This is a genomic window from Plantibacter sp. Mn2098 (assembly GCF_049319745.1).
GTDB lineage: Bacteria > Actinomycetota > Actinomycetes > Actinomycetales > Microbacteriaceae > Plantibacter.
On record NZ_JBMOUH010000010.1, the window covers coordinates 181,722 to 193,267 of the forward strand.

At 67.1% G+C, this 11,546-nt stretch carries 11 protein-coding genes; 10 read left to right on the top strand and 1 reads right to left on the bottom strand.

Translation table 11 applies throughout. The features are described 5' to 3' along the window. Positions 1-106: 106 nt before the first annotated feature. From ACL9RL_RS16400 to dapF, 10 genes are all read left to right on the top strand, one after another. On the top strand, positions 107-3,043 hold the full coding sequence (locus tag ACL9RL_RS16400) for a DNA translocase FtsK 4TM domain-containing protein (protein WP_422781350.1): 2,937 nt from the start codon (positions 107-109) through the stop codon (positions 3,041-3,043). A 2-nt stretch (positions 3,044-3,045) separates the two neighbouring features. Next, positions 3,046-3,672, top strand: a complete 627-nt coding sequence (gene pgsA, locus ACL9RL_RS16405; protein WP_422781351.1) for a CDP-diacylglycerol--glycerol-3-phosphate 3-phosphatidyltransferase — start codon at positions 3,046-3,048, stop codon at positions 3,670-3,672. Positions 3,673-3,679: 7 nt separating this feature from the next. Further along, the gene (locus ACL9RL_RS16410) at positions 3,680-4,198 is read left to right on the top strand and encodes a CinA family protein (protein WP_422781352.1); all 519 of its coding nucleotides are present in this window, start codon (positions 3,680-3,682) and stop codon (positions 4,196-4,198) included. Positions 4,199-4,369: 171 nt separating this feature from the next. Beyond that, entirely contained in the window at positions 4,370-4,681 is a 312-nt protein-coding gene (locus ACL9RL_RS16415) for a helix-turn-helix domain-containing protein (protein WP_422781353.1), read from the top strand. 96 nt (positions 4,682-4,777) lie between these two features. Further along, on the top strand, positions 4,778-5,002 hold the full coding sequence (locus ACL9RL_RS16420) for a DUF3046 domain-containing protein (protein ID WP_422781354.1): 225 nt from the start codon (positions 4,778-4,780) through the stop codon (positions 5,000-5,002). A gap of 260 nt (positions 5,003-5,262) precedes the next feature. Then, a complete protein-coding gene (gene recA / locus ACL9RL_RS16425; RefSeq protein ID WP_422781355.1) occupies positions 5,263-6,375 on the top strand; it encodes a recombinase RecA in 1,113 nt (370 codons plus the stop codon). 74 nt (positions 6,376-6,449) lie between these two features. Then, a complete protein-coding gene (locus ACL9RL_RS16430; RefSeq protein WP_422781356.1) occupies positions 6,450-7,379 on the top strand; it encodes a RecX family transcriptional regulator in 930 nt (309 codons plus the stop codon). 46 nt (positions 7,380-7,425) lie between these two features. Then, entirely contained in the window at positions 7,426-9,039 is a 1,614-nt protein-coding gene (gene miaB, locus ACL9RL_RS16435) for a tRNA (N6-isopentenyl adenosine(37)-C2)-methylthiotransferase MiaB (protein ID WP_422781357.1), read from the top strand. Next, complete coding sequence (miaA, locus tag ACL9RL_RS16440) at positions 9,036-9,956, top strand: tRNA (adenosine(37)-N6)-dimethylallyltransferase MiaA (protein ID WP_422781358.1); 921 nt, start codon at positions 9,036-9,038, stop codon at positions 9,954-9,956. The genes miaB and miaA overlap by 4 nt, the downstream gene beginning before the upstream one ends. 18 nt (positions 9,957-9,974) lie before the next feature. After that, a complete protein-coding gene (dapF, locus tag ACL9RL_RS16445; RefSeq protein WP_422781359.1) occupies positions 9,975-10,856 on the top strand; it encodes a diaminopimelate epimerase in 882 nt (293 codons plus the stop codon). Between the two features lie 36 nt (positions 10,857-10,892). Here the strand turns inward: dapF and ACL9RL_RS16450 are convergent, their stop codons facing one another. Further along, on the bottom strand, positions 10,893-11,510 hold the full coding sequence (locus ACL9RL_RS16450; protein WP_422781360.1) for a class I SAM-dependent methyltransferase: 618 nt from the start codon (positions 11,508-11,510) through the stop codon (positions 10,893-10,895). Positions 11,511-11,546 lie beyond the last annotated feature (36 nt).

Sequence of the window (11,546 nt, forward strand, 5' to 3'; positions counted from 1 at the left end):
CGCGGTTATGCCGCGGCCGGTGGCGGACGGCAGGGTGCTGAATCGGGATGGCGAACACCCCGCGAGCTTCCGGGGCTACGTCGGTGGCGGCGGGTACCGTGAACCCATGGCCGGAAGCACCAAATCGACGACCAGCCGTTCTCGCAGCACGTCACCGCGGAGCGGCACATCGTCGCGCGCGTCGACTGCCAAAGCCGGAACGAAGCCTGGCACGAAGACAGGCACCAAAGCGGGTTCGACAGCGCAGCAGAAGACCGTGGCGTTCCAAGCGGATGAGCGGGAGACCGGCGTGTTCACGGCCATCTGGCTGGGGCTCGCCCACGGCGTCGGCGGCGTCGTCCGCGCGCTCGGTCCAGAGCGCATCGCCAAGGAGGATCGCCGCGACGGCTTCCCCTTCCTGCTGTTCCTGCTGGCCATCGTCGGCGCGGTCGTCGAGTGGTTCGGTGCAACCAACCCCATCGCGCAGAACTTCGACGCCTGGTCCTTCGGCGGCCTCTTCGGCCGTGTGGCCTTCGTGCTGCCCGTCATCATGCTCGTGTTCGCCATCTGGTTGTTCCGGCATCCGGCTTCTGTCGATGACAACGGGCGCATCAGCATCGGGCTCGGGCTGCTGCTCATCAGCGTCTCCGCACTGTGTCATGTGCACGGCGGACGCCCCGACCCGAGCGACGGCCTGCCAGCGCTCGCGAAGGCCGGCGGCCTGCTCGGCTGGGTGCTGGGGGAGCCGCTCGCGTTCCTCATCACGCCCATAGGCGCCACGGTCGTCATCTCGCTCATCGTCCTGCTGAGCCTCTTCATCGTCACCAAGACCCCGCCGAACAAGATCGGTGCGCGGATGCGCGAGTTCTACGCCTGGATGTTCGGCGCGGAGGTCACGAGCGAAGAAGACCGCGCGGCAGCCCGTGAGTCGGCCCGCGACACCAAGACCAAGTCGATGGACGACCTCTTCGACGACGAGGACGACACGGACGGAGAGCCGGCCGCGCTGCCGTGGTGGCGACGCAATTCCAGTCAGCGAGAGGTCGATCCGGACTTCGAGGGTCCGGTCATCGCGGACGGGGCGACCGATGTCCTCGGCTTCGCGGGACCGACCGGCGGCTTCGACAGCCCGATCGAATCGGCGACCGTCGCATTCGACAAGCAGGACTTCAGCACCGAGCTCATGGGCGACCTCGAGGCGGCCGAGAACGCGGTCAAGCGCTTCAACACTGGAGAGATCCGTCCGCAGACCGGGCTCCACGACGACAGCACACCCGGCGCCACCGAAGTCATTCCGGAGCTCGACCCGCTCGATCCCCTCCTGCAGGCGGCGCCAGACCAGATCGACTTCAGCGCCCGCCCGCTCAGCCAGGTGCAGCCGCAGTCGCCGTACCGGCTTCCGTCGGCGAGTTCGCTCGCAGCCGGCGCCCCGGCCAAGACGCACAGCGCGGCCAACGACGAGGCCGTCGCGGCCATCACGAGTGTGCTCGACCAGTTCGGCGTCGATGCGAAGGTCACCGGGTTCTCCCGCGGCCCGACAGTCACGCAGTACGAGATCGAGCTCGGCCCAGGTGTGAAGGTCGAGCGCGTCACAGCGCTCAGTAAGAACCTCTCCTACGCCGTCGCGTCCAACGAGGTCCGCATCCTCTCGCCCATCCCCGGCAAGAGCGCCATCGGCATCGAGATCCCCAACACGGACCGCGAGATCGTGACCCTCGGCGACGTCCTGCGCTCGTCCGCGGCCACGAACAGCACACACCCCATGACGATCGGCGTCGGCAAGGACGTCGGCGGCGGATACGTCGTCGCGAACCTCGCCAAGATGCCCCACCTCCTCGTCGCCGGCTCCACCGGCTCCGGCAAGTCGAGCTTCGTGAACTCCATGATCACCTCGCTCCTCATGCGCGCGAAGCCCGCAGACGTGCGGATGGTCCTCATCGACCCGAAGCGCGTCGAACTGGCGCCCTACGCCGGTGTGCCCCACCTCATCACCCCCATCATCACGAACCCCAAGAAGGCGGCGGAAGCGCTGCAGTGGGTCGTGAAGGAGATGGACATGCGGTACGACGACCTCGCGAGCTTCGGCTTCCGTCACATCGACGACTTCAACAAGGCCGTTGTGAACGACGAGATCGTGCTGCCGTCAGGCAGCGAACGTGTGCTCAAGCCGTACCCGTACCTGCTCGTGGTGGTCGATGAGCTCGCCGACCTCATGATGGTCGCCCCGCGCGACGTCGAAGACTCGATCGTCCGCATCACGCAGCTCGCACGCGCCTCCGGCATCCACCTCGTCCTCGCGACGCAGCGTCCGTCGGTCGACGTTGTCACCGGACTCATCAAGGCCAACGTGCCGTCGCGTCTCGCCTTCGCGGTGACGAGCGTCACCGACTCTCGCGTCATCCTCGACCAGCCGGGCGCCGACAAGCTCATCGGACAGGGCGACGCACTCTTCCTCCCGATGGGCGCCTCGAAGTCCGTCCGGGTCCAGGGCGCCTGGGTCGGCGAGAGCGAGATCCAGAAGGTCGTCGAGCACGTCACGAACCAGGCCCGTCCCGAGTACCGCAAGGACGTGCAGGCCGTCGCCGAGCGCAAGGAGATCGACGCCGACATCGGTGACGACCTCGAACTGCTGCTCGCGGCAGCGGAGCTCATCGTCTCCACCCAGTTCGGTTCCACGTCGATGCTGCAGCGCAAGCTGCGGGTCGGATTCGCGAAGGCCGGGCGTCTGATGGACCTGCTGGAATCGCGTGAGATCGTCGGCCCGTCCGAGGGGTCGAAGGCGCGCGACGTGCTCGTCACGGCCGAGCAGCTCCCCGGGGTGCTCGCACGACTCCGCGGAGAGGACGACCAGGCGTCGCAGCAGCACCAGGCCGCTGCGCCCGCTGCTTCGTCCATCGCCGCTGCGGGAGGCGGGATGCTCGCGGAAGGCGTCCAGCACTCGCCTGAGGCCTCCACACCGGACGACCGCTACGGCGACGACCCCGTGGCGGCGCAGTTCGCCGACTATCCTGAGGTCGAGGGCGGTTCGGACGAAGACGCCTGGGGTCTCACCGGCAGGGAGTAGTCATGACGACATCAGGAGCCTCGGCGTCGGGGGATGCCTCGGCACACGCCCGGTCGTCGAACTGGAACGTTCCGAACGCCATCACGGTCGTGCGCATCATCATGGCGCCGATCTTCATCTGGATGGTCCTCGCTGACGGTGGAGCAGACGGCGCGCTGCGCTGGTGGTCGGCCGTGGTGTTCATCGTCGCCATCGCGACCGACGGCATCGACGGACACATCGCGCGGAGCCGCGGCATCGTCACCGACCTCGGCAAGCTCCTCGATCCCATCGCGGACAAGGTCCTCACCGGAGGGGCGCTCGTCGCACTCTCCATCCTGGGCGAGCTCCCATGGTGGGTCACGATCGTCATCCTCGTGCGTGAGGTCGGCATCACGGTCCACCGCTTCATCGTCGTCTCAGACCACGTCGTCGCCGCAGCCTGGATGGGCAAGCTCAAGACGGTCGTGCAGGCCGTCGCGATCTCGCTCGCGCTGCTGCCGTTCGACCGCGTGTTCGGCGACTGGGTGTTCTGGGTGAACGGCATCGCAATGGCGGCTGCCCTCATCCTCACGGTCGCGAGCGGCATCGACTACGTGATCACTGCGGTCCGCGGAGCCAAGGCCGACCGCGGCGCAGCGACGAAGTGAGGACCGCGTGAGCGCAGAGAGCACTCCGGCAGCAGCGAGCCAAGAGCCGGCGACGGCGGCGGACGCGATCGCGGTGCTGATCTCGGAGGGACTGACGATCGGCGTGGCCGAGTCGCTCACGGGCGGACTCCTCGCGGCAGAACTCATCAGCGTCCCCGGCGCATCCGCCGCGGTCCGCGGCGGGATCGTCGCCTACGCCACACCGCTCAAGCACTCGCTCCTCGACGTCGACGCGGGGCTCCTGGCCCTGCACGGCGCCGTCCACCCCGACGTCGCCCTGCAGATGGCTGACGGCGTCCGCCGAGCGGTTGCGGTCGACGGACTTGCGGCCGACGTCGGCATCGCGACGACGGGTGTCGCCGGCCCGGACCAGCAGGACGGCCGCGAAGTCGGGACCGTCTACGTCGGCATCGTGTCGAAGGCCGGGGGACGGGTGCTCTCGCTCCAGCTCGACGGCGACCGGGATCGCATCCGTCGCGACACCGTCGCCGCGGCCATCGCCGCGCTCGTGGACGAACTCGGCTGAGACACGTCACGGCGAACGCTCAGGAATAGAATCGGTTTCCGGCGCGTTACAGAACAGTGATTCACAAGAAAAGTCCAGTGATTCTCGTTAGAGTTTCTGCAATGGTTGGATGTAGTGTTATCCATCCACGAACGAGACGTGAGAAATGATCTGGCACAGAGGGAGGGTCACGTGGTTCTAGTCCGTCAAGAGATTGGCGACGTGCTCAGGGACTTCCGGTTGCAGAAGGGCCGCACGCTCCGCCAGGTCGCGAGCAAGGCGAGTGTTGCACTCGGATACTTGAGCGAGGTCGAACGTGGGCAGAAGGAGGCGTCGAGCGAAATTCTGGCCTCAGTGGCAGACGCCCTCGACACGCCCATCTCGGTCATCATGCGCGAAGTCGGAGATCGCCTCGCGGTGATCGAAGGGCTTTCGCCCACCATTCCGGACACCGTTCCGGACGAGCTGGTCAGCGAAGTGGATGCAGAACTCGTCATCCACTGACGTTGCAGACTTCCAGAACGCCCTGTCGCACATCGTGCGGCGGGGCGTTCTGCATGTGCGGGATGGCCTTCGCCGATGCCGCGCTACGGTGGTTGTATGAAGCTCAGTGAGTTCCGCACGGCGGTCGACGACGAGTATGGCGCGGCCTACGGGGCCGTGCTGACGAGCGACCTGGTGCTCGGCGACGTCGGCGGACGTACGGCCGAGCAGGCGCTGAAGGCCGGCGTGCCGGCGCGGGACGTGTGGGTGGCACTCTGCCGCGCCACGGATGTCCCGGAGTCCCGTTGGCACGGCGTCGGCCGGGTGCAGCCGGGGCGCTGACCTCCGCCTGGCCCGAACGCGCCTTCGACACGCCGCGCGCCGGGTGTCGAACATCCGTTCTATCGGTGTTACGCTCCTCCACAGAGGTCGTTCGTTGGTGGTTTCTCCACAGATTGTCCGTCCCGCCGTCTGATGTCGGTGGTGCGGCGTACCGTCGAAACCAACACGGAAGACCGACGCCTTGTCATCGCCCGGTGCATCAGCACGGCAGGCGGCGACAGCCTATAGGCACACCAACACCGAGCAGAGAGCAGAACGACATGCCAAGTCCAGCAGAACGCGAGAAGTCCCTCGAGACCGCGCTCGCCCAGATCGATCGTCAGTTCGGCAAAGGCTCGGTGATGCGCCTCGGCAGCGACGAGCGCGCACCCGTCGAGGTTGTCCCGACCGGTTCCATCGCACTCGACGTCGCACTCGGCATCGGCGGACTCCCGCGCGGCCGCATCGTGGAGATCTACGGTCCTGAGTCCTCCGGTAAGACCACGCTCACCCTGCACGCCATCGCCAACGCGCAGAAGGCCGGCGGCATCGCAGCCTTCATCGATGCTGAGCACGCGCTCGACCCCGAGTACGCCAAGAAGCTCGGCGTCGACATCGATGCCCTGCTCGTGTCCCAGCCGGACACGGGTGAGCAGGCGCTCGAGATCGCGGACATGCTCGTGCGCTCCGGCTCCATCGACCTCATCGTCATCGACTCCGTTGCCGCGCTTGTGCCCCGTGCTGAAATCGAGGGTGAGATGGGCGACTCGCACGTCGGCTTGCAGGCCCGCCTGATGTCGCAGGCGCTCCGCAAGCTCACGGGTGGTCTCAGCCAGACGAACACCACCATGATCTTCATCAACCAGCTGCGCGAGAAGATCGGTGTGTTCTTCGGCAGCCCGGAGACCACCGCCGGTGGTAAGGCGCTCAAGTTCTACGCTTCGGTCCGCCTCGACATCCGTCGTATCGAGACGCTCAAGGACGGCACGGATGCCGTCGGTAACCGCACGCGTGTCAAGGTCGTCAAGAACAAGATGGCTCCGCCGTTCAAGCAGGCGGAGTTCGACATCCTCTACGGTGTCGGCATCTCTCGCGAAGGCAGCCTGATCGACTTCGGTGTCGAGCACGCGATCGTGAAGAAGTCCGGCGCCTGGTACACCTACGAAGGAGACCAGCTCGGTCAGGGCAAGGAGAACGCCCGCAACTTCCTGCTGAAGAACCCCGACATCGCCCTCGCGATCGAGGACCGGATCCTCGGCAAGCTCGGCATCGGCGCTGCAGGAGCCGCCGCAAGTGCCGCTGCGGCTGCAGAAGCAGCAGCGCTGGCTGCAGCGACTCCGGTCGTCCCGGCCGATGCAGCCGAGGCCAAGGCTCCGGCCAAGCGCAGCGCGTAAGCATCGTGAGCGGCCGCAGACACGGTTTGCAGCATCGGCAGCACGAAGGAAGCACCGCGGAGGAGAAGAACATCATGGTCGTCAAGTTCCCATCAGCAGATGACGATGCGACGCCTGACGCCACGGTGAGCTTCTTCCCCGGTGTCGCGCCAAGCACCGCGCCGGTCGATGCAGAACGGCGGCCGATCGGTCGCATCCCGACGGGCCCGGTGAAGCTGCGCGCGGTTCCGGCGCTGCCGTCGGTCGATGCCGAGGGCTGGGCGAGTGAACCCCGTCCAGATCTCGCCGACGAACCCTCAGCGCCGTCCTTCAACTTCGCCGCGGACTACTTCGCGGCCGAACCACCGGCGTCGGAGTCGGCCGTTGTCGCCCCACGCGCCGGCACGACTCGTTCATCGTCGAACCGTACGTCGTCGAATCGGACCTCGATCGAGTCGGACGCACATGCTCGGTTCCGCGACGCCCGAGTGGACGACGCTCCGGAATCCGACGACGAGCCAGAGCCGCTGGATCCGGAGGCACGGCTGGCTGAATTCGACCGGCTCATCATCAAGAAGCTCGCCCGCAAGCCGCTCTCCGAGTGGGAGGTTGCACAGGCCCTGCGCGCCAGTGAGGCGGACGACGACGAGATCGAGTATCTGCTCTCGGAACTCCGCCGGAAGGGATACGTCGACGACGCGGCCCTCGCCGAGCAACTCGTCGAGTCCCTGCACAACCGGAAGGGACAGTCGCGCTCGATCATCTCTCGCGAGCTGTCCGCGAAGCACATCGACCAGTCCATAATCCAGAACGCCCTCGACGTCATCGACGATGACGATGAGCTCGCCAGGGCCCTCGTCGTCGCCCACAAGCGCGCAGGGCAGCTGAGCAGCTACGACACGGCCACGGCGGAGCGTCGACTCACGGCGTACCTCGTTCGTCGCGGATACGGTTCATCCACGGTTCGTGAAGCCTGCCGCCAGGCGCTCTCAGGGTCGAAGCGCTCCGGCGTCTCCTTCCGCTGACGCTCCTCCAATCAGCGATGAGCGGTGGCTCCCGTAAACTTGCGGGATGAGCAGCATCACGTCCACGCCAACGGTCATCGTCCCATCGAACGCAGCCATCGACGATGCCGGACGCGTCAGGACGTACGAGGTCCGCACCTACGGCTGCCAGATGAACGTGCACGACTCCGAGCGTCTGAGCGGCTCGCTCGAAGCGGCAGGGTACGTCCCGGCCGACGGCGCGGAAGCCGACATCGTTGTCATCAACACCTGTGCGGTGCGTGAGAACGCTGACAACAAGCTCTACGGCAACCTCGGGCACCTCGCCAACGTGAAGAAGCACCACGACGGCATGCAGATCGCCGTCGGCGGCTGCCTCGCCCAGAAGGACAAGGAGGTCATCCTCCAGAAGGCCCCCTGGGTCGACGTCGTCTTCGGCACCCACAACATGGGATCGCTGCCGAGCCTGCTGGAACGTGCGCGCCACAACGCCGAGGCCCAGATCGAGATCCTCGAATCCCTCGACACCTTCCCGTCGACGCTCCCCACCAAGCGGGACTCGAGCTACAGCGGTTGGGTGTCGATCTCCGTCGGCTGCAACAACACCTGCACGTTCTGCATCGTGCCGGCACTCCGCGGAAAAGAGAAGGACCGCCGGCCGGGGGAGATCCTCGCCGAAGTCCGCGCGCTCGTCGAGGACGGCGCCATCGAGGTGACGCTCCTCGGACAGAACGTGAACTCCTACGGCGTCGAGTTCGGCGACCGCCAGGCCTTCGGCAAGCTCCTGCGTGCCGCGGGTGAGATCGACGGCCTCGAACGCATCCGCTTCACGAGCCCGCACCCTGCGGCGTTCACCGACGACGTCATCGATGCGATGGCGGAGACGCCCAACGTGATGCCGCAGCTGCACATGCCGCTGCAGTCCGGATCCGACCGCATCCTGAAGGCGATGCGGCGCTCCTACCGGTCTGAGCGATTCCTCGGCATCCTCGACAAGGTGCGGGAGAAGATCCCGTACGCGGCCATCTCCACCGACATCATCGTCGGTTTCCCAGGCGAGACCGAGGAGGACTTCCAGGAGACGCTGCGCGTTGTGGAAGCCGCACGGTTCGCTACCGCCTTCACGTTCCAGTACTCCATCCGTCCAGGCACGCCGGCGGCGACGATGGACGAGCAAGTGCCAAAAGCGATCGTGCAGGAACGCTACAACCGGCTGATGGCGTTGCAGGACCGGATCAGCTACGAAGAGAACCAGAAGCAGGTAGGCCGGACGGTGCAACTGCTCGTCACGGTCGGCGAGGGCAAGAAGAACGCACAGACGCACCGGCTGAGCGGCCGGGCGGAGGACTCGCGCCTGGTGCACTTCGACGTGCCGGCCGGATCCGAGACGCCTCGTCCCGGCGACGTCGTGACGGTCGTCATCACGGAAGCCGCATCGTTCCACCTGATCGCCGACGCCCCGGCGGGAACAGTGCTCGACATCCGTCGCACCCGGGCCGGCGACGCCTGGGACCGGGCCGAGGCTGAATCCTGTGGTGTGCCGTCGCCCGGCGGAGCGTCGAACGAGCCAGGCCGGGTCTCCCTCGGCCTGCCCGGGCTGCGGATCGGCGCCCCGTCGCTCACGGTGCCCGGTGTTGGAACGATGCCGATCTACGACCCGACGGACGGCGAACGTCGGTGACACTCATCGCCGTGGTCGGTGCGACCGGCACGGGGAAGTCCGAGCTCTCGCTCGACCTCGCCGAGCGCATCGCCTCCGGTGGTGGACGTGCGGAGATCGTCAACGTCGACGCCATGCAGCTCTACCGGGGGATGGACATCGGGACGGCCAAGCTGCCCCTCGCCGACCGCCGGGGAGTTCCCCACCACCTGTTCGACGTGCTCGACGTGACGGAAGAGGCCACGGTCGCCTGGTATCAGCCGCGTGCGCGTCGAACGGTCGAGGAGATCATCGAGCGGGGGGCGACGCCGATCCTCGTCGGCGGCTCCGGCCTCTACGTGTCGAGCGTCGTCTACGACTTCCGATTCCCCGCGCGGGACCAGACCATCAGAGACCGTCTCGAGCACGAGCTCGAACGCGACGGTGTCGCTGCGATGTTCGCGCGGCTCCGGGTCGCAGACCCCGCAACGGCCGAGCGGGTCGATCGCGCGAACGGACGTCGCGTCGTCCGCGCGATGGAGGTTTACGAACTCGCTGAAGCCGGCCACGGGGCGATGCTGCCAGAGACGCCTGTTCCGTGGCTGCCGGTGAGCATCATCGGCTTGAGCGCACCGCGGCCGGATCTGGTGGAACGTCTCGACGCGCGGGTCGGACGGATGTGGGCCGACGGCATCGTGGCCGAGACCGAGCAGCTGCTCAAGCAGGGCCTCGACGACGGGGTAACCGCGAAACGCGCCATCGGGTACGCGCAGGCATCGGCTCAGATCCTCGGGGAGTTGAGCGAGGCGGAGGCGATCGCCGAGACCCAGCGGTTGACGAGACGGTACGCGAGGCGCCAGGTGAGCTGGTTCAAACGGTATCCGGATGTCACCTGGATCGACTCCGCGGATTCGGATCGTGTGGACATCGCAGCCGGCGCCGCAGGGCTGCCCGGCTGACCACCATAGACTGGTGCGATGGCGTTCACTCTGCACTTCACCAAGGGCCACGGCACCGGAAACGATTTCGTGCTGTACACCGACCCGGACGGCGAGCAGCCGCTCTCTGCCGACCAGATCGCGGCTCTGTGCGACCGCCACTTCGGCATCGGCGCCGACGGTGTCATCCGCGCCGTCCGGTCCAAGAACCTCGACGCAGGGGCAGCCGCGTTGGCCGAGGACGCCGACGCGGAGTGGTTCATGGATTACCACAACGCGGACGGCTCCATCGCGGAGATGTGCGGCAACGGCATCCGCGTGTACGTCCACTACCTGATCGAGCGCGGACTCGTCACACTCGCCCGCGGCGAGACCATCGCGATCGGCACCCGTGCCGGGGTGCGCGACGTGCAGACGGCGGCGGTCGGGTACACGGTCGATCTCGGCCGCTGGAAGCTCGACGAGCGGGAGACCCTCGTCCGGGTGAAGGAACTGACCGTCGCCCGTCCGGGCATCGGCATCGACGTCGGCAACCCGCACGTCGTCGTGGCGCTTCCCGATGACGCTGAACTCGATCGCGCAGACCTCACCTACGTCCCGGTGCTCGACCCTGCACCAGAGCACGGGGCCAACGTCGAACTCGTTGTGCCCGGCGATCCGCTGGTCTCCGACGGCATCGCGAGAATCCGGATGCGCGTCCACGAGCGCGGCAGCGGAGAGACCCTCAGCTGCGGCACCGGCACGGCCGCTGCGGCGCTCGCCTTCCGCTACTGGGCGGGCCCTGCGGCGCCGAACGACTGGCGCGTCGTGGTCGCGGGCGGCACGCTCGGTGTGCGCATGTTCCCCGCGGAGGACGGCGAACATGTCTCGCTGTCCGGTCCGGCCACCCTTGTCTACTCGGGTTCGATCACGCTCGCCTGACGAACGCCTCTCCGCCGCAACCGGTGCGCCTGCGATCTACTCTGCAGCGCCCCTGCTCGCCTTGAGGACGCGGAAGCCCTTGCCGATGGCGTCGCGGGTGACGGTGAAGTCTGCCGGGAGTTCTTCCTGCAGCCAGCGGTGGAGCGAGTCCGAGCCGAGGTTCCGTTGCACAACGAGCCAGGCATCGGCGTCGGCGGCGAGCCGCGGCACCCACTGCAGGAGCAGCTCGTGCAGGGCGACCTTGCCGATGCGGATGGGCGGGTTCGACCAGATGGTCGCGAAGCGTACGTCGGCGGGAACATCCTGGGGGAGCACCGCGTTGACATTGGTGAGGCCGAGGCGTTCGGCGTTCAACCGGGTGATCTCGAGAGCACGCTCGTTGACGTCGACAGCCCACACGGTCGCGTCGGGAGAGGCGAGCGCCAGGGAGAGCGCGATGGGCCCCCACCCGCAGCCGATGTCGAGCAGATCGCCCGCCGGCGGCGGGGTCGGAACATTGGCCAGCAAGACTTGCGTGCCGGTGTCGACGTGATCGGGGCTGAAGATGCCGTTTGCGGAATGCAGTTCCCGTCGAACCCCAGCGAGGGTGACGCTGATGGGGCGGAGCTTCAACTCGCTGCCGGGTTCAGGAGTGAAATAGTGCTCTTGTGCCATAGATGAAACGTACCGGAGAGTAAGGAAGTAGGGTTA

Coding starts and splice junctions, on each gene's coding strand:
- ACL9RL_RS16400 (WP_422781350.1), top strand. CDS start 107: ATGGCCGGAAGCACCAAATCGACGACCAGCCGTTCTCGCAGCACGTCA.
- pgsA (WP_422781351.1), top strand. CDS start 3,046: ATGACGACATCAGGAGCCTCGGCGTCGGGGGATGCCTCGGCACACGCC.
- ACL9RL_RS16420 (WP_422781354.1), top strand. CDS start 4,778: ATGAAGCTCAGTGAGTTCCGCACGGCGGTCGACGACGAGTATGGCGCG.
- recA (WP_422781355.1), top strand. CDS start 5,263: ATGCCAAGTCCAGCAGAACGCGAGAAGTCCCTCGAGACCGCGCTCGCC.
- ACL9RL_RS16430 (WP_422781356.1), top strand. CDS start 6,450: ATGGTCGTCAAGTTCCCATCAGCAGATGACGATGCGACGCCTGACGCC.
- miaB (WP_422781357.1), top strand. CDS start 7,426: ATGAGCAGCATCACGTCCACGCCAACGGTCATCGTCCCATCGAACGCA.
- dapF (WP_422781359.1), top strand. CDS start 9,975: ATGGCGTTCACTCTGCACTTCACCAAGGGCCACGGCACCGGAAACGAT.
- ACL9RL_RS16450 (WP_422781360.1), bottom strand. CDS start 11,510: ATGGCACAAGAGCACTATTTCACTCCTGAACCCGGCAGCGAGTTGAAG.